Origin of the sequence: Streptomyces ureilyticus (assembly GCF_011045025.1) — a bacterium.
Lineage (GTDB): Bacteria > Actinomycetota > Actinomycetes > Streptomycetales > Streptomycetaceae > Streptomyces > Streptomyces ureilyticus.
This window is the reverse complement of sequence record NZ_JAAKZX010000085.1, coordinates 1-21,739: the sequence shown is the minus strand read 5'-3', so window position 1 is coordinate 21,739 and position 21,739 is coordinate 1. Positions and strand designations below refer to the sequence as shown.

The following is a 21,739-nucleotide window of genomic DNA, read 5'->3' as shown; positions in this document are numbered from 1 at the left end:
TATTGCCGATGTGCGGGGTCATGGCAGTCACCGAGCCCCGCCGACTCGCTTAGCCGTCGGTCGGGTTGGGTGTCTTCCTGCAGGAGTACCAGAACGGCAAGTTCGGCGCTTGGTCCTCAACACGCTGAACTTGACAGGGAACTGTACTTCCGTGAGGGGATGGCTCGCATCCTCGCCGAGGAGGGCTTCGATGTGGTGGCTCAGGCCCGCAACAGTGTCGAGCTGGTGGGCCTCGTCCGCCGCGATCCACCGGACGTGGTCATCACCGACCTGCGGATGCCGCCGGGCTTCGCGGACGAGGGCATCGAGGCCGCGGCCGAGATCCGCTCGTTCGCGCCACAGGTCGGCCTGATGCTGTTGTCGCAGTATGTCGAGGTGCATCACGCACTACGGCTCATGGAAGAGTTCGACGGTGCGGTCGGCTACCTGCTCAAGGACCGGGTGTCCGACCTCGGTGCCTTCGCAATCGACGTACGACGCGTCGCCGGCGGCGAGGTCGTGACCGACGCCGAACTCGTGTCCAGGCTGGTCGGCCGACGACGGGAACGTGACCCGCTCGCCGAACTCACCCACCGCGAACGGGAGGTGCTGTCGCTGATGGCCCAGGGGCTGACCAACGCCGCATTGTCCGAGGAACTGGTCCTGAGCCCCAAGACGATCGAAGGCTACGTACGCAGTGTCTTCACCAAGCTCGGCCTGGAGCAGAGCGAGCGCGAGCACCGGCAGGTGCAGGCGGTGCTCCAGTTCCTGCGCTGGCAGTGAGCCTTCGCCAACTTGGCTGATGGCGTGCCGAGTTGGCGGGATACTCGGCCGGCTTCCGCCCCGCAGGGCAACTGGAGATCAACCCGCTTTGGCCCGCTACGGAACAGGCTTTCGCAGCCTTCGCCCAGGTCAGTCGATGTGGCCAACTGTCGTGCTCAGAATGGCCAACCAGCGGGTTGTGACCGCTCTTCCGTGATGACTACGGCTGCAGGAGGATGCGGGCTCTGAGCAGGGTGAAGGAGGCTCGGCCGTACATCTGCCGTTTGATCGTCTTGATTCTGTTGACGTGCCCCTCAACGGCGCCGGAACTGTAGGACAGGGTGAGACCCGCAGTGACGGCCGGGAGGTCCTGACGGACGCAGTCGGCGAAGATGCCGATGGCCTCGGGGCCGCTCAGCTCAGCTTTCTGAATCCAGTCCCGCAGTAGGTGGCCCTGACGGTGACGGAGCATGGCTGTGAACTCCCGTGCGAGGTCGCAGGCGGCGGCGATCTCCGGGCAGGCGTTCCGTGCGGTTTCCAGCTGTGCACTATCCGAGGCGCGGAGTGTCTCGTGCGGGCGCATGATCCATGAGGTGATGGTGCGAGGGCTGGGCGTCACTGCCAGAGTGGGGATCGCTACGCCCTTCCTGATGCTCGTCACGTAGCGGTTCACAACGTGGTAGCCGCCGGTGTAGCCGAGCGCGAGCAGCTCGCGGTAGAGCTGCATCGAACTTGTGCAGCCCGCCTGGAACCGGTCCTGCACGTAGTCGGTGAAGGGGTCGAGGACACCTGCGCCCCGGTCACCTGCCGAGGCGAGGAGGTCTTCGAGGTTGTTGTGCCGGTAGCGCCATACCGTCTTGCGGTCCAGTTGCAGGCGGCGGCCGATGGCGCTGAGGGACAGCCCCGTGGCGGCCAATTCGTTGACATCCCTGTGGCGTTGACGCACACGCTCCAGGAGGGGAGTCGCTGGGGCAGCCGGCGGCGGTCCGGCGTCCGTGGTGGCAGGTCGGCGCAGGCATCCGCGGTGTCGGCGGCATGTTTTCTCCACGGCCGTCGAGAGGTTTTGGAGGAGGTGCCAGCGATCGGCGACTTCCAGGGCGTCAGGGGCCGCCTGCCTGATGGCCTTGGTGAAGGCCATCAGGCGGTCACGGCACACGATCTCGGCGGCGGGGTGCTCCTGGGAGCCAGTCGGCAACCGAGCCGGTCTCGCGGTCAGGCAGGACGTCTACGGGCCTGGAGTTTTCGACGTCGACGAGGACGGTGCCGTAGGTCCGCCCCTTACGGAACGCGAACTCGTCGATGCCCAGTATCCGCGGCGCGCGGGCCGGCACCGGCGGGGCTACCAGTTGCGCCAACAGCGCAGTCCGTCGGCCGTGAAGCCGCAGCTTCGCGCACAGTCGCTGGCCCGGGCGCCCGCCGAGTTCCGTCGCGACCGCCCTCATCGCCGACCGTGCCGCCGGTGAAGAACGGCGGCGTGGCTCGGTCAGGCCCGCCACCTGTTCCACGAACGTCCGGCGTTGGCACTGGCTCTGATCGCAGAAGACCGACGCACGTGCAGACGGACGAGCAACCCCCGCCCGCCGACAGGTAACTCGGATATCTGACGCCAATAGCGGCTGTGAACCCGCGTGGCAGGATGCTCGCACTGCGGACACTTGCCCGGCGGCCCGCATCCCGCCGCATCGACCACCACGTTGCCATCGGCTGCCATGAGCTGCCGCACCTTGAGGTTCAGGCCCGGCAAGAAGACGTCCTCAAGCGTCTCCACTCGCATGACAGAGGGATTCCCGGAACGGTCCTGCGGTCCGGGCGCTACCGGCCCAGGCTCTGACCGGGCCATGCCTCGGCACGGTCCTGGCCCCGTCGGCGTGGGCGATTGTCAGTCGACGCATGCCATGAAGTTCAGCATCCTGCGGTTGATCTCCTCCGCGTGGTCAATCTGCGGCCCATGGCCCGTGTTGGAGATGATCTCGGCTCGGGCGCCGGGGACCAGGCGCGGCACACGCTCCGCCTGCCGCTGCGGGTGCACGAGGAGGCTTCGCTTGCCGAGCACCAGATAGAGCGGAGTCCGGATGGTGGACAGCTCCTCCTCGGACAGGGGAAGCGGCGCCGGGCGGCGTATGCGGTAGGCACGAACGGCCGTTCTGATCATCGTGCGCAGTTCCGGCACGACGAGGACCGGCTGTTCCAGCCAGGCCGCCAGCCGCGGGCGCAGTGCCTTGGGCGCGAAGGTCGCGAAGAGGCCGGCGAAGATCCAGACGAAGAAGCGCAGCCCCACTTTCTCCAGGCCGCCGGGGTCGAGCAGCGTGACCGAGGCGAGGCGACCGGGCCTGCGGTGCGCCTGGTTCAGGGCGAGCCATCCGCCGTAGGAGGAACCGACGAGGTGCACGCGGTCGAGCCCGAGCCCGGCGAGCGTCTCGTCCAGCCACTGCGCGGCGCGCTCGGGCTGGTGGATCGATTCGCGCTGCACGCTGCGGCCGGGATCACCCGGGGTGTCGATCGCGTAGACCGGGCGGTCGACGCTGAGGGCGGGGGTGTTCGGGTACCACATGGCGGAGCAGGAGCCCGCTCCGTGCACCAGGACGACGGGGGTGCGGGATCGAGCGGCCTCGTTCACGGGGCCGTAGCGGTAGACGTGCGTGGTGCCGAAGGACGTCTCCACGTCCTCTTCCGCGAGCACGGGCGCTCCCAGTGCATAGACCGCGTCGCAGGCCGCGAAGTAGCGGTCGCGCCAGGCATCGCTCACGTAGCGGCCTATGTCGGCTCGGGCACGGACAGCGGTCTCGGACACGGTCACCTCCGGATCTCATTTTCGTGATACGAACGTACCACAATGTTGGTACGGCTGTATCATCAAGGTCCCCACTGGGGCCGCAACAGTGGAACGACGAACGGAGAAACGGCCGATGCCCAAGCGCGTGGACCACGCAGAACGGCGCACCGAGATCGCCGAGGCACTGGTCCGGATCGCCGGGCGACGCGGGCTGCATGCCGTAGGGATGCGCGATGTGGCAGCAGAGGCGGGCGTGTCACTGCGGCTGGTGCAGTACTACTTCGAGACCAAGGAGAAGCTGCTGCTTTTCGGACTGGAGCACCTGACAGAGAGATTCGGGGAACGGGCCTCCGCCCGCGTACGGGCCGCCGGGGACAGGCCCGGTCCGCGGGAAATGATCGAGGCGCTGCTGATGGCGGCGCTGCCGACCGACGAGGACAGCCGCACCTTCCACTTCGTCTACACCTCGTACGCCATTCTGGCCGTGACCGACCAGGCACTCGCAGCCCAACCCTTCATCAAGAACCCGGATGCCGCAGAAGCCGCGGTAACCCAGGTCCTCCAACAGGCGCAAGAGGCAGCTCTGCTCGAGCCCGGTGTGGACGCACAGTTGGAGGCAGCCGGCCTGCTTGCCATGTCTGCGGGACTCGGCACCAGCATCCTCGTCGGTCAGCGCAGCCCGGAGTCCGCCATCGCCGTCCTGGACCACCGCCTGGACCGGATCTTCCGCACCGGTGATGCGGCTTGATGGGCGGCCGCCTCGCCGCGTGAGAGCCGCTGCCGACGGGGCGGCCGCATGCCCTGTCCAACCGATCCCATCACCAAGGCGTAGCCATCACGGAAGAGCGGTCACAACCAACTAGCGTGCTCAGTCACAACAGCGATAGTTGGTGCCCCGTATCACCGAACCTTGAGCATAGCCAGCGGACCTTGATGATCATTACGTTTGTGCCACCGAAGTTTGCCTGGCATAACGTGCTGGTCGTCAGGGGTGGAGTCGGGAGAGCGCGCGGGAGCGTACGCGGATCCGGGCTTGGCCGACAGGCTCCTGAGGTCTTCCGCGAGCCGGATCCGTTGCGAGCTGGACGGGCCGCCGGGGGTGGGGGATCAGCTGGGGCGCCCTCACCAGCGTCCCCAGAATCCATGGGTTGCACAAACCTGCGCTGAGCGACTACGCACGGGCCGCACGCACAAGACCACCGAGAGGATCTCTGATGGAGCGTTCGGCGCGCAGCACGAGCTGGAAGAAGAACGCCAAACCGGCCGCCGCGCTCGTAGCCCTCGGCGGTTTTCTTCCACTGTCGCTGTGGCTCGGTGATGAGCTGTGGAATCTGGCCGCATACTGGCCGGCGTCCGGCATCGGATTCGGCGCCACCGTCGGTGTGTTGCTCCCGATCACGTTCACGGCTGCCGAGCGCTCCTTCCGCCGGGTCTCCTCGGACGGGAGCAAGTACTCGCCCCGATGGGTCGTGGCCGGCATCGTGTACGCGGCCGTGGCCCTGGTGAGCGCGTTGGCCGCATCCCGTGTGATCCCGGGAAAGGGCTCCTCGGGCCCCTGCCACAGTGAGTGGCAGCCATGCTGGGTGAACCACGTCTATCCGGGGGCCTTCCTCACGACGCTCGGCAGCTTGGCCGCGACGGTGGCCGTGATGCATTGGCTGCCGAGCTGGACGTCCAAGCTGCGCGCCCGGTCCCGCCGGTAGCCGCCGAGGTCGGTGCCACTGAACCTTGGCCGTTTGTCACTGAACATTGACGAGGTTGGACACTCTGCTGAAGTGGCAGACTCGATCACCTGAGCAGTTACGTGTTCGTCGCGTGTCCGTTCCTCCGCCGCGGGGCTGGTCAGGCTTCCAGTGCGGCGCGCGCTTGGGCCAGGAGTGCGGCGAGGGGCGCTGCGTCCTCCGGCCGGGGTTCGTGTCGCCACTGGCGGTTGATGAGCGCGGCCCCCGCGACGGCTGTTGGACCGGCGGCGACTCCGAGAAGTGGCATGTTGATCGCCGCTGCTCCCTGTGCAGTGGTGAGGGCGAGCAGTACCAGGTGGGCGACGTGGTTCTTCCTGCGACGCCGGACGATGTCGTTGATACCGGCGATCTGGGTCTCGATTTCGCGGACGATGGCGCCGGCGCGAAGACCCTGCGTTTGGAATTCCGTGATCACCTCGTGCAGCTCTGCGCGCCGCTCGGCGATGTCCGAGTCCCAGAGCAGGAGGTCCGCGGTACGGGCCACGGCCATGACGTCGTCGCGTCCCCGCATGGAACGAGTAGCCGCGTGGCGATGAGCCTGACCACCTCCTGATCCCCCGGGACGGGGCCGATGCTCTCGAAGAGGGCTCCGGGGGGGGCGCGTCGACGGTTTCCTCGCACACCTGCCCGAGCAGCCCAACCTCCTTGCCACACCGATGAGATGGGCATCCGGGCTGTCGGTCGGCGCGCGCATCTGAAGGTCTATCGTGAACGGCATGTCCGCTCCCGAGCTGATCCGAATCGTCTCCCGCGACTCGCCCATGGCCCTGGCCCAGGTGGAGCGCGTCCGTGCCGAACTGGTCGCGCTCCACCCCCGCGTGCGCACCGAGGTCGTCCCCGTGAAGACGACCGGCGACAAATGGATGGGCGACCTCGCCCAGGTCGAGGGCAAGGGGGCGTTCACCAAGGAGGTCGACGCCGCACTTCTGGCCGGCGAGGCCGACCTGGCGGTGCACTGCGTCAAGGACGTGCCCGCCGACCGGCCGCTCCCGGCAGGCACCCTGTTCGCCGCGTTCCTCAAGCGGGACGACATCCGCGACGCCCTCATCCACCCCGGCGGGCTCACCCTCGACGCACTGCCGGCCAGAACCCGGATCGGCACCTCCTCCGTACGGCGCATCGCGCAGCTGGCCGCCACCCACCCGCACCTTCAGTGCGTGCCGTTCCGCGGCAACGCCAACCGGCGCCTGCAGAAACTCGGGGCCGGTGAGGCAGACGCGCTGCTCCTCGCCGTCTCCGGCCTCGAACGCATCGCCCGCACCGACGCGATCACCGAGATTCTCTCCCCCGAGACGATGATGCCGCCGATCGGCGCGGGCATCCTCGCCCTCCAGTGCCGCGAGGACGACACAACCGTTATCGACACCGTCAGCGCACTCGGCGACCCGGACACACACCGCGAAGCCACCGCGGAACGCATGTTCCTCCACGTCCTCCAGGGCCACTGCAACTCGCCGATCGCCGGCTACGCGAAGGCTGGACGAGGCGGCGAACTGTCCCTGCGCGCCTGCGTGTTCACCCCGGATGGCAAGACCCAGCTCAAAGCCCACGAATGGGCCGGCCGCCTCGACCCCGCCACCCTCGGAACCTCCGTCGCCGTCGCCCTGCTCCGCCAAGGCGCCCGCGAACTGATCGACAACATCGCTCACTGAAACCGAAGATGCTCCCGGAAGCGAGGCGTCGCCGGGGCATGTTCGGTCGCCGTGATGGTGTCTTCCCGCCTTCTCCAGCAGATCAGCAACCCATCGTGCGACCTTCTGCCCGTCCAGCGTGCCAGGGGCCTTGTCAGTGGCGGGGTGCAGGGTGACGGACATGACAACACCTGCAGCTGTGATCGTGGATGCCGCCGCCTATGCGCAGGCGGTCGAGGACGCGGTGAAGGCGTCGGCCGCCTACTACGCGGGCGGCACGGATAGGCCACGAGGCGGAGTCGTTCAGAGGGCCGTATGAGAGTCCATAGGAGTTTTGTCGTCACCTGACCGTGTACCAGTGCTGCATCCCTGCCGGTCGGCGGCCATGAGCATGCTGGGCTCGGCACCGTGAGCGAGCGCAAGCCCTACAAGACCGACGTGAGCGACGAGCAGTGGGCGCTCGTGGAGCCGGTGATCACCGCGTGGAAGGCCGCGCACCCCTCGGCCAGCGGTCATCAGGGCCGGTTCGCGATGCCGGAGATCGTCAACGGGCTGCTCTACGAGGGCCGCACCGGTTGCCAGTGGGACCTGCTCCCGCACGACTTCCCGCCACCCGGCGTGGTGAATTACAGAAGGAGCCCGAGTTCGCGCGTACGAATTCGTGATCCGCCTGCTGTTCTTCGCGCCCCGACGGCTGTCGTCGACCGCTGTTACAGGTCCGTCGGCCGGGGCGAGGCCAGGAGCTGTTCAAGTCAGATCCCGGTCTCTCGATACTGGCGGGTTGGGATATTTGCCTCTGTCGGGGTTCCGGCCCCTTGGCCAAGACTTTACCGAACGGCGCGGGGCACCAAGCGACCCGGACGTCCGATCGCTCTCCGGGCTGCTCCGCAGTGCTGAGCGCCGACCGTCCCCGAAGACGTCCATGACTCGTCCACGAGTCGTCGCAGGAAAGTGAGCGTTGGCATGCCCATGAAATAAACGTCCCCTGTCGAGCGGGTCGGCGGCCCGGGTCACAAACGCCGTTCCCGCTGGCTGACCAGGAAGTTCATGGTCCTCTTCCTCGCCGTTGCCACGCTGCTGGGTGGTGCCGCGGTGGTGGTCCCGCAGTTCCAGGAGAAGGCCAGCGCCATCGATGACGGCAACGACATCACCTGGGACATCAGTGGCGGCCAAAAGGCGTACGACGACATGATCCAAGCCGTACGACAGCGGGCGACCGGCGGCAGGGTGCTGCGGGAAGGGGTGCTGCAGACCGACCCCAGTCTGGACACCTCCCCCAGGAATCTCTTCGCCATCGACCTGCGGGCCAGTGACCTGCCCGAGAGTTCGGACGGCAACAACGTCCGCCTGATCGTGCGGGCGCGGGACCTGTTCATCATCGGCTACCAGGTCAGGGATGGACGGGGCAGCGCTTCGCCCATCTACTTCAAGGGCGACGACCCCGACCCCAACTCGGCGGTGCCTTCCGGCACCTTCGGCTTCACGGGCAGCTACGGGGACCTAGAGTCGCGTGGCGGCCAGGCGCGGGCCAACATGAGGCACAATCAGCAGGTGGTGGACAATGCGTACGAGAACCTGCGGGGGAACGCCAACGTGAACACGGCAGCCCGGTCGATCATGGTGTTCGTCATGATGATCTCGGAAGGCGCGAGGTTCGAGCCGCTGCGCCAGGACTTCAGGGAGGCCTTCGGCTCCAACGGCGCAGGTGAGACGGTCGTCAACGTTGCCGACGCGGAGCTGATGAACAGCTGGGGCGAGGCATCGCGGCAGTTCGCCAACAGCCTCGAGAACGGGACACCCATCAACTTCCAGGTCGACGACCCCGCAACACCGAGTATCGACTTCGGCGCGAACACGCTGTCGTCGATGGCCGCGATCCTCGCCATCTGCCTTCTGCAGAACAGTCAGTGACGCGCGGGATCAGATGCCGGCGGGAACGTCGGTGTGCGAGTCGACAGACGTGGAGATCCGCGCCCGACAACGTCCGCCTGAAGCTCAAGCGGCTGGTCGAGCGCGGGGCCATGGTCGAGACCTAGCCGGGGTTGTTCACCCAGGTGATGCTTCGAGCCGGCCCGGCCTCGGTCGACCGGCGATGGGCCCGTGTGGCTCCCCCTATTTGGTGCCCTGACGTGGGAGGAGTCGACCACACAGCGGGACCAGTCCAGCCGTGGGGGCCGCGTTCAACTCGGCCAGCAGGACCTCGTGCGGCCGCTGCCACACGCCGGCCTCGTTCCAGTCCCGCAGCCGCCGCCAACATGTCATGCCCGAATCGAGACCGAGATCCTGCGGCAGACTTCCATTGGATCCCGCATGCAGCACGTACAACCAAGATCCCGCCCAGCACGTCCCGGTCCGGCAACGGCTTGCGACCCGATACCGGAACCTGCGCTCACGCTGGGGCAGCAGCGGCTCCAGGTGATCCCACAGTTCATCCGACACGATCCACGGCGATGCCCCCACACCGGACCGAACCTCAACTCCCGCCCGGACACGGCAAACAGGAGCAATCCGCCTCATTGTGTCAGCCCTCGTTAAGGGACACTTGTTCTTTTTTGCACACCTGTGCATTATCTGGTTATGCAGACGCAGTCAGAGGCACAGTCCCCCGCTCTGGACCGGCGCGTACGCCGGTCGAGGGCGGCACTCATGCGGGCCGCGGTCGAGCTGGTCACTGAACGGGGAACGGCGGCCGTCCCGCTTTCGGACATCGCCGAGGCAGCGGACGTGAGCCGGCGGGTCGTCTATCAGCACTTCGGCGACCGCGATGCCCTGCTGCTGGAGGCAGGTCTCGATCTCGCGCGCCGTGAACTGCTGCCACAACTCGCCGACGCCGCGCCCGGGACGACCGCACGCGAGCAGACGCTGGCCACGGCGCGGCACTTCGCCGACCACCGGGTGTTCTACAAAGCCCTGTTGACCGGATCGTGCGGGTTCCCGCTGGACCGGGGGCTGATCGGGCTGCTGCTGCCGGTCAACCGGCAGCACGTCCAGCAGATGTTCGGCGACCGGCTCGACCCGCAGATCGTCGAGGATCTCGCCACGTGCCTGGCTGGCGCGGGATCCGCCTTCTTCACGACCTGGATCGTGGACGGCGCGGATCCGCTGGAACCCCAGGCATTCACCGATCGACTCATGCGCATCCTGTCGGTCCTCATCGCCGCCCTGCGCCCCACCCCCAGCACACCAGACCTGGAGACCCCCCAATGAGCCTGCTCAGTCACCTCATCCAGCGCCGGCTGAAGCTGGCCGCGCCGCCGACCCGGGACCTGGTCGTCGAGCGGGATCTTCGGGTCCCGATGCCCGACGGAGTCGACCTGCTGGCCGACCGGTGGGCGCCCAAGGGCGGTGGCGAGGGGCTGCCGACAGCCGTCTTCCGCTCCCCTTACGGGCGGGCCGGCGTCGTCGGCACGGTCATGGCCCGACCACTGGCCGAACGCGGGTACCAGGTGCTGATCCAGAGCACCCGGGGCGGCTTCGGTTCGGGCGGGACGTTCGACCCGCTGCGACAGGAGCGCGAGGACGGCCTGGCGACCCTCGACTGGACGGTCAAGCAGCCCTGGTTCGGTGACGCGATCGTCCTGTTCGGCATGAGCTACCTGGGACACAGCCAGTGGGCTGTCGCCGACCGCCTGCCGTCACAGGTCAAGGCGATGATCCCGCAGGTGACCGAGTCGGCGCTGACGCTGGAGTTCCTCCGCGAGGACGGCATGTCGCTGGAGACGCCGTTCGGCTGGGGTGTGCTGGTGGCCACCCAGGAACTGCCCCTGGCGTTGCTCCGCAGGCCGGCCCAGGCCAAGAAGACCGCCCGCGCGCTGCACACGCTGCCGTTGAACCAGGCCGACATCGCAGCCCTCGGCCACCGGTCCGACTACATCCAGGACATCCTCGCCCACGACGCCCAATCCCCGCGCTGGACCGGCTTCGATCACCGGGACCGGGTGGCCGACGTGACCGTGCCGGTCAGTTCCATCGGCGGCTGGTACGACGTCTTCCTGCCCGGTCAGCTGCGCGACTTCCAGGTTCTGCAACAGGCCGGACGCTCGGCACGGCTGACGATCGGGCCGTGGACGCACGCGGAGTTCAACAACGTCGTCATCGACGAGGCCCTGGAGTTCGGCCTCCCCCACGCGCGCGGTGAGGAGCCGCCCCACCGCGCGCCGGTCCGGCTGTACGTGATGGGCGAGGACACCTGGCGCGACTTCGCGTCCTGGCCGCCGAGCGGCTACTCGGCACGGCCGTTCCATCTCGGTGCCCACGGCGCGCTCTCCGCAGATCAGCCCGAGGAGTCGGCGCCCGACCAGTACCGTTACGACCCGGCCGACCCCACCCCGGCCGTCGGTGGAGCGCGCCTGGTCAAGGACTGCGGCCGTGTCGACAACAGCGCTCTGGAGGCCCGCGCCGATGTCCTCACCTACACGACGCCCGCCCTCGACGAGGACGTCGAAGTCGTCGGCGAGGTGAGCGCCGAGATCTGGTTCCGGTCCAGCCTGGCGCACGCGGACGTCTTCGTCCGACTGTGCGACGTAGACCCCGACGGCCGCTCGCACAACATCTGCGACGGCCTGACCAGCCTGACCGACGCCGACGAACTCACCTGCGCCACCGTCTCGTTGTGGCCGACGGCGTACCGCTTCAAGCAAGGGCACCGCATCCGGGTCCAGGTCTCCAGCGGCGCCTTCCCCCGCTACGCCCGCAACCCCGGCACCGGCGAACCCCTCGCCACCGCGACCACGCTCCGGGCCGCCGACCAGTCCGTCCACCACGACCCGGCACACCCCTCGGCGATCATCCTGCCGGTGCGGGAGCGCCGCTGAGTCCCAGCGTCTACCTCACCCGGCGCCTTCGATCGGCAGGCGGCCACCAGGGGCGGTCTTGCCTTCCAGATGACGGCCCCGGACTCTCCCTGGCCGACCAAGCCGAGATCCTCGGGGCACGGGGGTCTCTGGTCGGGTAGCCCGGGGGAATCACAGGCGCCCGGGCCACTCGACTACGTTCACGTGTACGCCGGCACCACCACCCCCACCAACCGTTTACAACTTGCCCGTCCTGAAATCCGCACTGCTTTTGAGGACCGCGGAGTCGCTGCTCCAATTCTCCGGCTGGACCCTCTCCCAGAGACTTCCCTTGCCGGAGTCCCGTCCCGCCTGGTCTTCTCGACGGAACCATTCCTCAGCGCTCTTGATCCTGTTGGGGTGAATTTCGTCGAGCAGAGCGTAATCCCTGGTGATGATTCCGTGCTTCCACACGTTCCAGAAGCCCGTGAAGTTGTCGCGGAAGCTCATGGTGCTTTTGTCGTTGGGATCGGTGTTGTATCCGGCAGGGGCATCGACGAGTCCCGCCAGGTCCGGACTGCTCCAATAGGTGTCCAGGTCAGTGTCGATGTACTGTGCCGGATGCCCGGTGACCTTTTCGAACGCCGCAGCCATATCGGCATAGGTCACGTGCTCGATAGCGACTTCAAGGTCCATGCCATTAGAGCGCTCCGGGTGGTCGAAGAGCCAGCGAACGTAGTATCCGCAGTCTTCGAGAGCGACGTGGGGAACTGCTCCGTCGCCGAGAGGGACTCGCCACGTGACGACGCCGTCCTCGACGCTGGGCTGCATGGGTGTGAGCGGTGAGATCACCATCTCGATGTAGGGGCCCGAAGTGAAGACCGCCGCCCCCATCCTGTCACTGTTCTTTTCGTTCTGGAACAGTACCCATTCGGCCATGCGGCCCTTGCCGTCATAGTGGCCGGTGCGGAACCTGGAGTCGTAGCCTGACTTCTTGAGGGCGTAGTCGAGGTTTCCGTAGACGAAGAACTTGATTCCTGCCTCAATCGCCATCTCGTAGGTGCGGATGGCCCAGTAGGTCTCCGTTTTCTCACCGGTGTTGAACCCGTCGATGTTGATGAATACGCCGTCGCAGCCACGGAACCCTTCCCGCAGCACATCCTCGTCGGCGAACGACCCTTCAAGGAGGGAGACGTTGCCGAGCGCGAGGAGCGCTTGGGCTCGGGGGGAGCTGGAATCGCGGGTGAGAACCCGGACGGAGTATTTCTTGTCGGCGACGAGAGAGCGAACGATGGGCATCCCTTGAGCCCCTGTACCGCCGATCACGAAGATTCTGGAGGTGGCGTGAGAAGACATGGAAACGACTCCGGAGGTTGAGTACGCACGTTCGAGACTGATCTCTGAATCAGCCCCGGCGATCGAGACTCTTTTGGAAACCGATCGGTTTCAAGTAGCGTATACCGATCGGTTTCCGAGTGGCAAGCGCCTCGGGCAGCGGCGCCTCGACGACCTCGCGATTCTGGGCACGAATGACGCCCATCACGGTCGGCCGGGGCAGATGCAGGTCGCAGGCGGCCTGGGCGCCCGGAGGCCCAGCACTCCTTCACCGGCGCCCGGCCGTCGCCCGCAACCCGGCTAGCGGGCGCCTGTCAGCGCCGGACTCTTCGCAGCGGGTTGAAACCCGCGCGGTCGACGGGCCGTTCCGGTCATAGGCCCAGATCACAACGCGGAGCTGGGCCACCCCCTTCGGCAGCGTCGAATGCCGCAGGCCGTACGGGTGCCGCTTCACAAGCGGCGTGTTGGTGAGCACGGGGACAGGGCGAGCGTGCTAGTTCCGGTGGTAGCTGGTGCGGCTGATGATCTGGCCGCCTCCAGTGAGGAACAGCCGCGTCGCGCGCATGAGTCGAAACGACATTGCGTCGAGGGCGATCGACACCCGGGCCGTGGCGCCCTCGGCGTCGGTCTCTTGGCGCTCGCGGTGCCGCAGAGAACGGCGGCCGGCGCGGGCGTGCGCGTTTTCGGATCGCTCACAGGTCAGCGGCACACCGCTCGCTTGCACCAGGGAATCCGAGCTGTTTCCCCACGTTGTGGGCCCTCGGTCTCCCCGACGAGCAGCGGAATGCATGGGGACCGAGCGGCTGTCGATGACGTCACTCGAACGGCGGGTGTGATCCGGTTGGACGAGCCCCGCCCTCGGGCGGTCCTGGTCCTGTGACCTGATACCAGTCGTGCGGCCCTTTTCGCTGCCGGAGAACCGTGTGGTGGTCCGCGGTCCAGCCGAGGGATCCCTGCTCCAGGATCGAGTCGTCCGATTGCGGGCGAGTCGGCGCCGACCTAGCTTCGAGGTCGTCACATTATGTGACAGAGCCGACATTATTCCCTTGTCGGCTTTCCCGTGGAGACATCGAATGGAGCATTCATGTCGGTGATGACCGGTACCCAACCCCAGCAGCAGGCCGGCCCGCAGATCGGCGGCTCGCAGCAGATCGCCCAGATGGTTCAGCAGTCCATCCAGCAGGCGTGTCAGCAGACGGCCCAGCAGGTCGCGCAGCAGGTGCAGCAGACGTTCCAGCAGATCCAGCAGCTCCAGCAGCAGCTTCAGCAGCGGCCGGAGCTGGCTCAGCAGGCGCACCCGTACCTGGCGCTCGCGCTGCACCGCTCGCTGGCCGGGGCTGTCCGCCACGCCGTGGAGCAGTCCGTGCAGCAGGCGCTGCCGAACGCGATCGTGACGCTGCTGCAGCAGAGCCAGCAAGGCACGCAGGGCCAGCAGGGCCAGCAGGGCCAGCAGGGCCAGCAGCAGTGGGGCGGGGGGTTCGGCCAGATGGGCCAGCAGCCCTACGGCCAGCAGTACCAGCAGCCGTACGGCCAGCAGTACCAGCAGCCCGGCTTCGGCTTCGGCCAGATGGGTCAGCCGTTCGGTATCGGCTGACCTGAGGGCGCGATGCGGTGTGCCCGGAGCGGTTTTTCCGGGCACACCGCATCCGCGTGCAAGGGCGAGCGGTTCCGTCGCCGGATCAGAAAGCACAAGTACGCACAAGTACGAGGTAGGCGTGGTGAAGGTGGACGTAATGGTCAAGGAAACGCCCGGGAACAACCGCGCGAGCGGGCCCGAAGGGGCAGGTGCGGGTGGACCGGGTGCGGGTGAGCCCGGACCCGAGGGCAGGGCAGCGGTACCAGGCGAGAAGGGCGCGCCGGAGCCGCTCGTCGTGCAGCCGCGCCGGGAGCGGTACATGGTGACACCGCTGCCGCAGCATCTGCTGCCGCCAGGAGTACCCGAGCTCAGCATGGACGCGGTGTGCGACCGGCTGGAGCGCATGCCCGAGGTCAAAGTAACCCGCAGACTACAGCCGTCGGACAAGCTCCAATCGACCGGGCTGCCCCCCTCCTGCCCGGAAATCGCGGTCGTCGAGGCGGCCGAGGCCCAGGTGCCTGCGATGCGGTCGCTGCACGTACACATCGAGCCGGACCTGCCGCTGTCCGGCACCGGACCCGCCGTCATGCCGACCGCGGGGATTCTGCCGCTCCGCGATCCGGCGCTCGTCGCGCCGCTCGATGAACCCGTGGAGATCTCGTTGCGCGTCTGCGGCCCGGAGGGCGAACCGCTAGTCGGCGCCGGGGTGTTCCTGATCGGAGCGTCCTGGCCGGCCCAGGGCATCACCGGGGACGACGGGACCGCCACGGTCACCCTGGCGACGGAGACCGCGCAGTCCGTTCAGTCCCTGTACGTCCGGCCCACGGGCGGTTACGCGGACCGCTGGATCAACCGTCCCGACCTGTCGGCGACCCAGGAGAACCTGGTCACCCTCACACCGCTGGAGAAGGTGTACCCGGGGCTGGACGAGAGGCAGCAGTACGGCTGGGGCCAGCAGGCCATGCGGCTGGACCGGCTGCCTCCCACGTTCCGCGCCTTCGGCATCAGGGTCGCGGTCATCGGTTCGGGCGTCGCCTCCGAGCACCCCGACCTGAAGCAACGGGCAGGTTCCGGGGTCGATCTCGTCCGCGGTACGGAACAGGGCTGGGCCCAGGACAGCGTGGGCACCGGTACCCATGCGGCGGGCCTCATCGCCGGGGCGGACACCGGCAAGGGCGTCATCGGCATCGCGGTCGACGCCGATCTCGATGTCTGCCAGGTACAGCCGGGCGGCTGCTTCAGCGACCTGATCGCCGCGCTGGACCGCTGCATCGACAACGAGGTCGACGTCGCCCACATCGCGGTGGCGGCCCCGTATGCGTCGGCGCTGGTCTCCCGCAAGCTCGCCGATGCCAACGCCGCGGGCATCGCCTGCGTCGCCCCGGCGGGCGACACGGGCGGACCGGTCGCCTTCCCCGGCTCGCTGCCCACCGTGTTCGCCGTGGGCGCACTGGGAGTCTTCGGCTCGTACCCGCCAGACACCTCCCAGGCCACCCATGCGGGCCCGCAGCTGACACCGGAAGGGCTGTTCGCCGCGCCGTTCAGCTGCTACGGCCCGGGCATCGACGCGGTCGCTCCCGGCGTGGCCATCCTGTCCTGCGCGCCGCATGGCGGCTACACAGCCCTCGACGGCACCGGCACGGCCTCGGCCCACGTCGCCGGTCTCGCCGCCCTCGTTCTCGCCCACCACGAGGACTTCCACGGCCAACTGCTGCCCCGCGGACCCGGCCGGGTACAGCACCTGTTCGACATCATCTCCGCCAGCTGCCGCCAACTGGCCGCCCCGGGCACCGCGGAAGCCGCCCGCGTCGGCCGCGGCCTGCCCGACGCCCTCATCGCCCTGGGCCTGGCCCCCGGCGTACAACTCGCCCCCGCTCTGACCCCCTACACCCCGACCCTGACCGGTTAGCCAGACCGGTGCACAGTCAGGCCCGTGAATCATTCCGGGTCTGATGGAGGCTCCGGACTGTCCCGAGTCGGGTGGAGTCGAGTTGCTTGGTTTCACGCTGCCGGTGGGGAGCGGAGTTCGTACTCCACTGGGCTGAGCATGCCCAGGTCGACGCCGGCCGACGGCCCGGCGTCACCTCCGAGGAGGCCGCGGAGATCAAGCGGCTCAAGGCCGAGAACGCCGAGCTGCGGCGGGCCAACGAGATCCTCAAGGCGGCGTCGGCCTTCTTTGCGTCAATGTCAGGATCGTGGCGATCGGCGGGTCGGCGCGGGTCGATGCCGCTCGTGGTGGCTGGTCCTTGATGTGCTGCCGGCCGATGGCAGGATCCTGTTTGATCGGCGGGCTGGCTCGCTTCTTCGCTGCCCCACGACGTGGTGGCTTGACGGCGATGTGCCGCCCGCCGATCGCAACGAAGTCCCGCCAGCCAGCGCGAGCAACATCAGCAGGAGGAGATCACCCGCCTCCGCCGACAGCGGCCTCTGCCCTCGACGGCGTCGATCTCGCGCTGCGGTCGGCATGGGCATGGGGCCGGGTGCTACGCAGGAGAAACCGTCGGAGGGGTCATCGGGTGCTTTCGGATCGCGCGGTCGACGTCCTGGAGCTGTTCGGTGAGCAGTGCCCGGCGGTTGGGTGGGAGCTTCCGAGTGGCGAGCAGGTCGGTGAGCGAGGCTCGTTCCGCGGTCCAGATGGACAGGTGAGCGGCGGCAATGACGCTGTTCGCGCAGCGGGAGGGAGAACAGCGGGTCGCTTACCCGGCCAAGGATGCGTGGCGAGCCACTAGCCAGCACGAAGCCGCCCCGTGTGCCATCAGCACACAGCACCCGACTCAGCGTCCCCTCTGCTTGGGGAGTCCCGGATTCAGGAGGCGTGGGAGCCCAGGAGCACGCGGGCTAGCGTTCCGGCGAGCAGGAACGGACCGAACGGGATCCTGCTCATGTGGTCGGCCCGGCCCGCGAGGATGAGGCCGATGCCATACAGCGCGCCGAGCAGGTACCCGGCGAACGTACCGACCAGGACGATCGCCCGGCCGTACCAGCCCAGGACAGCGCCCAGGACGAGGGCGAGCTTGACGTCGCCGAATCCGAAGCCCTTGCTGATCAGGAAGAGCACTCAGGCGATCAAGCTGCTGGCCCGCCTGACCGAGCGGCTTACCGACTTCCAGAACGCCGCACCCCACCACTTCATCGCCCGCACCGCCGAGGGTTGACGAGAGCCGGGAGCAGGCCGCCAACCGTGTGGTGGGCCAGTACGACCGCTGGACGCTTCAGGCCACGACCGACCTGTTGGACGCGTTCACCGACCGGTCGGTCGCGGCTCGGATGCGGGGCGAGCGCTACAACGCGATCGTGCATGGCCATTCACCCCGGACCGGTGGACGCTCCTGCTCAACACCGAACTTCAGGAAGTGCGCACGTACTTCATGGATCTGGCATCCTCGGGCCACTCCGGGAAGTACAGGCCCGGGTCCCAGGTGCGCAGCAGGACGCGGCCCTTCCCAGGATCCCAGGCCAGGGTGTAGACGGAGTCGCCCAGGAGGATCGCGGTGCGCTCGGCCCGCTGAATGCGGCAGCAGCTCCTTCTCTCCGACCCTCGGGCCTGCGGAGTGCGGCGAGCACGAGACCGACGATCGCAGCGGTACACACGGCGAGTACCGGGATCCATCGGTCGATCGGTACGTGCGTGCGATTTCGGCAGGCGATGCGGCGGCCAGGGCCACAGCGAGCCCTCCCACCACGGCGCAGACCACGGCCTGACAGACCGCCGCGGCGATGCCGGTAGCCAGACGGGACGCCGGAGCAGATCGGGCATCAGTCCGGCCCGCCGCTTGTCGGAGCGTGGCACGCTCAGGGCGGCCTTGCGCTGGAGAACGGTTGCGAGAGCGTTGCGGAACGCGGCGCCCAGCGCGGACAGGACGAGCAGCAGGATGTCCACCGTGTGGGTCCTCCGGAATGACGAGACTGCCCGCCCCACTCCCTGTCATGGTGAGCCGCCCCGCCCACTCCGCGCGGACGCTCGTCCGAGGGCGGAGTACCGGTCGAACGCCTCGCGGGCATCGGGGACAAACGCCTCGTGCCGGACCAGTTCCCCGAGCTCGGGCTCCGTCAGCCAGTCGTGCCAGGCGATCTCCTCGGGGTCGGGCCTGATGGGCCCGGTCACGACGGCCTCGTGCAGGCCGAGCCAGTAGGGGCTGATCGCGCCCAGGCACCTGAACTTGAACACGAACCCCGTACGGGCCCGGACACCGAGTTCCTCCGCCAACTCCCGCGCCGCGGCCTCCTCGTAGGACTCACCGACCTGCGCCGCACCGCCGAGCATCCAGTTGAACCCGCCCGGGAATCGTGCGGCCTCGTGGGGACGGCGGTGTACGAGGATCCGCCCGGCGGTGTCGCGGCACACGACCGTCGCGATGCGATGCAACCACCCCTGGCGAATCGCATCGCCCCTGCTGACGACTGCGAGGACCTCATCGTGCTCGTCGACACGTTCGACAAGTTCACCCATGGACCACATCGTGCCGGACGGCACCGACACCAGGTCATGTCGTCCGGTCAGCCGCGGACGATCCACACGTCCGGGCCGCGCCGCGCCACTCGACCAGTGCGGACTGCCGCAACCAGTCGTCGTCGGCGTCGTCCAGCCCGGCCAGGCGCAGGAATTCCACGACGTCGAGCAGCGCGTACGCCATCCCCAGGAACCGCGCGCCCGCGCGGACCCGCCGGCCGCCGTCCTCACCGGGCGGGTAGAGCACGATGGGCTGGTCGATCGCCATGATCCCAGCCTGTTATGGGCGGCAGCCACGCACATGCCGGGCGCCTCCCGGCCCGGAGGCGGTCCGTTCCATGGAGTCAGTGCTGTGCGACAACGGCACGAGGGGCGGGTTGATCGGGGAAGGACCGGTCGCCGAAGAGGATACGGCCGGCCGCAGCCCGCCCCGGCGGTGTGCGCAACAGGGTGAACGCCGCGGTCGTCGCCGCCGGTGTCCGTACGCGGGCCAACGCCCGGCGCAGCGAGAGCCGTCCTCGGAAACTCGCCCGTAGACCGGCTCCGCTGTAGTGCGCCAGCGCGTCCCGCTTCCCGGACCGCAGCGCGTCGTCGAGGACGGAGGCGGCCAGTTCCGACAGCCGCAGGCAGGGATCCAGGCCGCCGGCGGTGAGGGGCGAGACAGCGCCGGCCGCGTCCCCCACGAGAAGTCCGTCGGCGCAGCTGATGCGGCGCAGCACGCCGCCGACGGGTATCGGGCCTGCGCGTCGCTCCACCGCCTCGGGACGGTCGACGCCGGCCAGTCCGGGCGCCGAGGCACTGAAGCGTTCCGCGGCCCGGCGCAGACCGTCCGGGAAACGGTCGGCGTAGCCGGCGACACCGACATGGGCGTGCCGTCCGTCGTTGACCACCCATGCCAGGTATCCGGGGGCGAGGGAGGGGTCGAGGACGCAGTGGAAGGTGGGTGGTTCGCCGTTCGGGGACACCTCGAAGACCTCTTCGGCGCCGACCAGCAGGTGGCGGTTGCGGTCGAGGCCGAGGTCGCGGGCGACGCTCGAACGTGCTCCGTCGGCGCCGACGACAAAGCGCGCCCGGACCGCGGTCGGCCCGTCTCGGCCGATCAGGTGGAAGGTGTCGCCCCGCCGGCCGGCGTAACGCGTGCCCAGCGCCAACCGCACACCGGCGTCGACCGCGACCGCGGCCGCCGCCTCGTACAGCCGTGCCATGTCGCCCACCCGGTATTCGTCGCGATCGCTGACCAGGCTGACCGGGCGGTCCATGCCCGGGGGATAGAGCAGCACGCGCCGGATCGGGGGTCCGAGGTGCTCGTCGGGCAGCGAGAAGTCGTCGAGTGTCTTCCGGACGAAGATCCCCGTGGTGCGGATCGCCCCGGCCAGGGTCGTTCGCCGGTCGACGAGCAGCACGTCGTGGCCCTGCCGGGCGAGGAGCGTGGCGACGTGCAGACCGGCCAGCCCGGCCCCGACCACCAGTACATCAGTACCGGCCGTGTCTCCGAGGCGGCAGGGGGTGCGGGCTGTTGCGGGCATGGCTGTGCTCCTTGCGGTCACCGAAGGCCGACGCTTCGATCGAACCTCGATGGGAACCTATCGAAATTCGATAGGTTCGGCAAGCGGGAAGTCACACCGCCGCGTCCCATGTCCCCTCATGACGAGCCAGCCGGCGGCCGCGCCGACCGCGTACCAACAGGTTTGGCGCGTTGAAGGCGGAACCGAGCACCCAACGGGCGACCCTGCTGCCTTGGGAGAGTTCCGCCGGCAGCCCGGTGAGTGCAGGGACTCGACTCCCCCGCTCACGGCCGGCGCCACGCCACAGGCCCTCAGCGGGGCCGTCCGCGGTGCCGCCAGGACGACGAGGGCGAGCACGAGCAGCGCGCACAGGCGCCCCCGCCGTACTTGGCCACATCGCCGGTCGCCGCCGCCCTCGCCTGGGCTGAAGATTGAACCGCGCCCCCAGAGCCTGGTCTGGTACCTCCTCACTGACCTTGCTGGCGTGATGTCGCGGGGCTGACACGCCGTGGCTGTCGCACTAGGGTCTGTCGCAAAAATGGATCTTGGCCGTGGATGATCACGGCTTTGAGGCGTGGTGATCTGACGAACAGCCAGTGGGCCCGGCTGGAGCCGTTACCGCCGCAGGGCATCAAAATGACGCGGTTGCCGGCGACGATCGCGGTGACGACCTGCATCAGCGACAGGTTGACGGGATAGTTCCACGGTGAGATGACCCCGACCACTCCGAGCGGCTGGTATTCGATGCGGTTGGTGCCCAACCGCATGTGCCAGGCGGTGTGGCGGCTCCTCGGGCGCATGAAGCGGCGGAGATTGCGCTGAAGGTAGTCGATGTCCTGGACGACGCCCCCCAACTCCATCATCGTGGTCTCGTGGCGCGAGCGATTTCCGAAGTCGGTGATGATCGCCTCCTCGATGGCGCTGCGCCGGGCGATCAGTGCCGCCTTGAACCTGCTCAGGTCGCTGCGCCGCGCCGCCAGTGAGGGTGCTCCGTCGCGGAGGTAGGCAGCGCGCTGAACAGCGAGGATGTGGCCGAAACGCTCCGCGTCCGTGGGCTGTGGGGTGACTTCCGTGAGGGTCATGAGGGTGGTCCTACCTTTCAAGGGTGGTTGCTCTGGTCATTCGTAAGATCAGAGGGCCCAGGGGTTCTGGGTATGGCTGTCATGGCGGCGCCGTTGGCAAGGCTCAAAGGACTTGGCCACCCGGAACCCCGC

General features: G+C 68.2%; 24 protein-coding genes and 2 pseudogenes. 12 read left to right on the top strand and 14 right to left on the bottom strand.

Translation table 11 applies throughout. From position 1 onward, the window contains the following. Window positions 1–69: 69 nt before the first annotated feature. On the top strand, window positions 70–762 hold the full coding sequence (locus G6048_RS24920) for a response regulator transcription factor (RefSeq protein ID WP_328826890.1): 693 nt from the start codon (window positions 70–72) through the stop codon (window positions 760–762). Window positions 763–961: 199 nt separating this feature from the next. Here G6048_RS24920 and G6048_RS24915 read toward each other — a convergent pair whose 3' ends face one another. The 4 genes and pseudogenes from G6048_RS24915 to G6048_RS24900 form a co-directional block, all read right to left on the bottom strand. Continuing rightward, entirely contained in the window at window positions 962–1,657 is a 696-nt protein-coding gene (locus tag G6048_RS24915; protein ID WP_235990261.1) for a transposase, read from the bottom strand. A 156-nt stretch (window positions 1,658–1,813) separates the two neighbouring features. Next, window positions 1,814–2,183, bottom strand: a pseudogene (locus tag G6048_RS51920) (ISL3 family transposase); the annotation flags it as partial. Window positions 2,184–2,224: 41 nt separating this feature from the next. Continuing rightward, a complete protein-coding gene (locus tag G6048_RS51915) occupies window positions 2,225–2,452 on the bottom strand; it encodes a transposase family protein (RefSeq protein ID WP_408056165.1) in 228 nt (75 codons plus the stop codon). Between the two features lie 168 nt (window positions 2,453–2,620). After that, a complete protein-coding gene (locus G6048_RS24900; RefSeq protein WP_408056164.1) occupies window positions 2,621–3,532 on the bottom strand; it encodes an alpha/beta fold hydrolase in 912 nt (303 codons plus the stop codon). A gap of 115 nt (window positions 3,533–3,647) precedes the next feature. Here G6048_RS24900 and G6048_RS24895 point away from each other — a divergent pair, with 115 nt between their 5' ends. Then, on the top strand, window positions 3,648–4,262 hold the full coding sequence (locus G6048_RS24895; RefSeq protein WP_165341818.1) for a TetR/AcrR family transcriptional regulator: 615 nt from the start codon (window positions 3,648–3,650) through the stop codon (window positions 4,260–4,262). Between the two features lie 466 nt (window positions 4,263–4,728). Continuing rightward, window positions 4,729–5,217, top strand: coding sequence for a hypothetical protein (locus tag G6048_RS24890; protein ID WP_165341817.1), 489 nt, complete (start codon window positions 4,729–4,731; stop codon window positions 5,215–5,217). A 139-nt stretch (window positions 5,218–5,356) separates the two neighbouring features. Here G6048_RS24890 and G6048_RS24885 read toward each other — a convergent pair whose 3' ends face one another. Further along, entirely contained in the window at window positions 5,357–5,767 is a 411-nt protein-coding gene (locus tag G6048_RS24885) for a hypothetical protein (protein WP_165341816.1), read from the bottom strand. Between the two features lie 205 nt (window positions 5,768–5,972). Here G6048_RS24885 and hemC point away from each other — a divergent pair, with 205 nt between their 5' ends. The 4 genes from hemC (at window position 5,973) to G6048_RS24865 (ending at window position 8,798) form a co-directional block, all read left to right on the top strand. After that, window positions 5,973–6,908, top strand: coding sequence for a hydroxymethylbilane synthase (gene hemC, locus G6048_RS24880; protein ID WP_165341815.1), 936 nt, complete (start codon window positions 5,973–5,975; stop codon window positions 6,906–6,908). Between the two features lie 160 nt (window positions 6,909–7,068). Beyond that, window positions 7,069–7,206, top strand: a complete 138-nt coding sequence (locus G6048_RS24875) for a hypothetical protein (RefSeq protein ID WP_165341801.1) — start codon at window positions 7,069–7,071, stop codon at window positions 7,204–7,206. 89 nt (window positions 7,207–7,295) lie between these two features. After that, on the top strand, window positions 7,296–7,784 hold the full coding sequence (locus G6048_RS49835; RefSeq protein WP_328826885.1) for a transposase: 489 nt from the start codon (window positions 7,296–7,298) through the stop codon (window positions 7,782–7,784). Window positions 7,785–7,934: 150 nt separating this feature from the next. Further along, complete coding sequence (locus G6048_RS24865; RefSeq protein WP_165341814.1) at window positions 7,935–8,798, top strand: ribosome-inactivating family protein; 864 nt, start codon at window positions 7,935–7,937, stop codon at window positions 8,796–8,798. A 201-nt stretch (window positions 8,799–8,999) separates the two neighbouring features. Here the strand turns inward: G6048_RS24865 and G6048_RS24860 are convergent, their stop codons facing one another. Next, complete coding sequence (locus tag G6048_RS24860; protein ID WP_408056163.1) at window positions 9,000–9,404, bottom strand: transposase; 405 nt, start codon at window positions 9,402–9,404, stop codon at window positions 9,000–9,002. Window positions 9,405–9,464: 60 nt separating this feature from the next. Here G6048_RS24860 and G6048_RS24855 point away from each other — a divergent pair, with 60 nt between their 5' ends. Both G6048_RS24855 and G6048_RS24850 read left to right on the top strand, forming a co-directional pair. Then, entirely contained in the window at window positions 9,465–10,094 is a 630-nt protein-coding gene (locus G6048_RS24855) for a TetR/AcrR family transcriptional regulator (RefSeq protein ID WP_165341812.1), read from the top strand. Further along, window positions 10,091–11,701, top strand: a complete 1,611-nt coding sequence (locus G6048_RS24850) for a CocE/NonD family hydrolase (protein ID WP_165341811.1) — start codon at window positions 10,091–10,093, stop codon at window positions 11,699–11,701. Before G6048_RS24855 ends, G6048_RS24850 begins: the two co-directional genes overlap by 4 nt. A 216-nt stretch (window positions 11,702–11,917) precedes the next feature. Here G6048_RS24850 and G6048_RS24845 read toward each other — a convergent pair whose 3' ends face one another. Together G6048_RS24845 and G6048_RS24840 are read right to left on the bottom strand one after the other, a co-directional pair. Continuing rightward, complete coding sequence (locus tag G6048_RS24845) at window positions 11,918–13,015, bottom strand: NmrA family NAD(P)-binding protein (RefSeq protein ID WP_165341810.1); 1,098 nt, start codon at window positions 13,013–13,015, stop codon at window positions 11,918–11,920. A gap of 472 nt (window positions 13,016–13,487) precedes the next feature. After that, the gene (locus tag G6048_RS24840) at window positions 13,488–13,718 is read right to left on the bottom strand and encodes a hypothetical protein (RefSeq protein WP_165341809.1); all 231 of its coding nucleotides are present in this window, start codon (window positions 13,716–13,718) and stop codon (window positions 13,488–13,490) included. A 360-nt stretch (window positions 13,719–14,078) separates the two neighbouring features. On the opposite strand from G6048_RS24840, the gene G6048_RS24835 reads away from it, so the two are divergent. From G6048_RS24835 to G6048_RS24825, 3 genes and pseudogenes are all read left to right on the top strand, one after another. Beyond that, entirely contained in the window at window positions 14,079–14,588 is a 510-nt protein-coding gene (locus tag G6048_RS24835; RefSeq protein WP_165341808.1) for a hypothetical protein, read from the top strand. A gap of 124 nt (window positions 14,589–14,712) precedes the next feature. Then, complete coding sequence (locus G6048_RS24830; protein WP_328826881.1) at window positions 14,713–16,479, top strand: S8 family serine peptidase; 1,767 nt, start codon at window positions 14,713–14,715, stop codon at window positions 16,477–16,479. A gap of 128 nt (window positions 16,480–16,607) precedes the next feature. Further along, a pseudogene (locus G6048_RS24825) lies at window positions 16,608–16,748 on the top strand (IS3-like element IS987 family transposase); the annotation flags it as partial. Between the two features lie 628 nt (window positions 16,749–17,376). On the opposite strand, the gene G6048_RS24820 reads toward G6048_RS24825, so the two are convergent. The 6 genes from G6048_RS24820 to G6048_RS24795 all read right to left on the bottom strand — a co-directional run bounded on the left by G6048_RS24820 (window position 17,377) and on the right by G6048_RS24795 (window position 21,607). Then, on the bottom strand, window positions 17,377–17,628 hold the full coding sequence (locus G6048_RS24820; RefSeq protein WP_165341806.1) for an A24 family peptidase: 252 nt from the start codon (window positions 17,626–17,628) through the stop codon (window positions 17,377–17,379). Window positions 17,629–17,916: 288 nt separating this feature from the next. Next, the gene (locus G6048_RS51910) at window positions 17,917–18,180 is read right to left on the bottom strand and encodes a hypothetical protein (protein WP_408056162.1); all 264 of its coding nucleotides are present in this window, start codon (window positions 18,178–18,180) and stop codon (window positions 17,917–17,919) included. A gap of 315 nt (window positions 18,181–18,495) precedes the next feature. Beyond that, the gene (locus G6048_RS24810) at window positions 18,496–19,020 is read right to left on the bottom strand and encodes an NUDIX hydrolase (RefSeq protein WP_165341805.1); all 525 of its coding nucleotides are present in this window, start codon (window positions 19,018–19,020) and stop codon (window positions 18,496–18,498) included. Between the two features lie 34 nt (window positions 19,021–19,054). Next, entirely contained in the window at window positions 19,055–19,288 is a 234-nt protein-coding gene (locus tag G6048_RS24805) for a hypothetical protein (RefSeq protein WP_165341804.1), read from the bottom strand. Between the two features lie 76 nt (window positions 19,289–19,364). Next, a complete protein-coding gene (locus G6048_RS24800) occupies window positions 19,365–20,546 on the bottom strand; it encodes an FAD-dependent oxidoreductase (protein WP_165341803.1) in 1,182 nt (393 codons plus the stop codon). Between the two features lie 446 nt (window positions 20,547–20,992). Next, entirely contained in the window at window positions 20,993–21,607 is a 615-nt protein-coding gene (locus tag G6048_RS24795) for an aldehyde dehydrogenase family protein (protein WP_165341802.1), read from the bottom strand. Window positions 21,608–21,739: the final 132 nt, after the last annotated feature.

Coding starts and splice junctions, on each gene's coding strand:
- G6048_RS24865 (WP_165341814.1), top strand. CDS start 7,935: ATGGTCCTCTTCCTCGCCGTTGCCACGCTGCTGGGTGGTGCCGCGGTG.
- G6048_RS24875 (WP_165341801.1), top strand. CDS start 7,069: ATGACAACACCTGCAGCTGTGATCGTGGATGCCGCCGCCTATGCGCAG.
- G6048_RS24890 (WP_165341817.1), top strand. CDS start 4,729: ATGGAGCGTTCGGCGCGCAGCACGAGCTGGAAGAAGAACGCCAAACCG.
- G6048_RS24835 (WP_165341808.1), top strand. CDS start 14,079: ATGTCGGTGATGACCGGTACCCAACCCCAGCAGCAGGCCGGCCCGCAG.
- G6048_RS24800 (WP_165341803.1), bottom strand. CDS start 20,546: ATGCCCGCAACAGCCCGCACCCCCTGCCGCCTCGGAGACACGGCCGGT.
- G6048_RS51915 (WP_408056165.1), bottom strand. CDS start 2,452: ATGGCAGCCGATGGCAACGTGGTGGTCGATGCGGCGGGATGCGGGCCG.
- G6048_RS24810 (WP_165341805.1), bottom strand. CDS start 19,020: ATGGGTGAACTTGTCGAACGTGTCGACGAGCACGATGAGGTCCTCGCA.
- G6048_RS24795 (WP_165341802.1), bottom strand. CDS start 21,607: ATGACCCTCACGGAAGTCACCCCACAGCCCACGGACGCGGAGCGTTTC.
- G6048_RS24895 (WP_165341818.1), top strand. CDS start 3,648: ATGCCCAAGCGCGTGGACCACGCAGAACGGCGCACCGAGATCGCCGAG.
- hemC (WP_165341815.1), top strand. CDS start 5,973: ATGTCCGCTCCCGAGCTGATCCGAATCGTCTCCCGCGACTCGCCCATG.
- G6048_RS24850 (WP_165341811.1), top strand. CDS start 10,091: ATGAGCCTGCTCAGTCACCTCATCCAGCGCCGGCTGAAGCTGGCCGCG.
- G6048_RS24860 (WP_408056163.1), bottom strand. CDS start 9,404: ATGAGGCGGATTGCTCCTGTTTGCCGTGTCCGGGCGGGAGTTGAGGTT.
- G6048_RS24805 (WP_165341804.1), bottom strand. CDS start 19,288: ATGGCGATCGACCAGCCCATCGTGCTCTACCCGCCCGGTGAGGACGGC.
- G6048_RS24885 (WP_165341816.1), bottom strand. CDS start 5,767: ATGCGGGGACGCGACGACGTCATGGCCGTGGCCCGTACCGCGGACCTC.
- G6048_RS24845 (WP_165341810.1), bottom strand. CDS start 13,015: ATGTCTTCTCACGCCACCTCCAGAATCTTCGTGATCGGCGGTACAGGG.
- G6048_RS51910 (WP_408056162.1), bottom strand. CDS start 18,180: ATGGATCCCGGTACTCGCCGTGTGTACCGCTGCGATCGTCGGTCTCGT.
- G6048_RS24855 (WP_165341812.1), top strand. CDS start 9,465: ATGCAGACGCAGTCAGAGGCACAGTCCCCCGCTCTGGACCGGCGCGTA.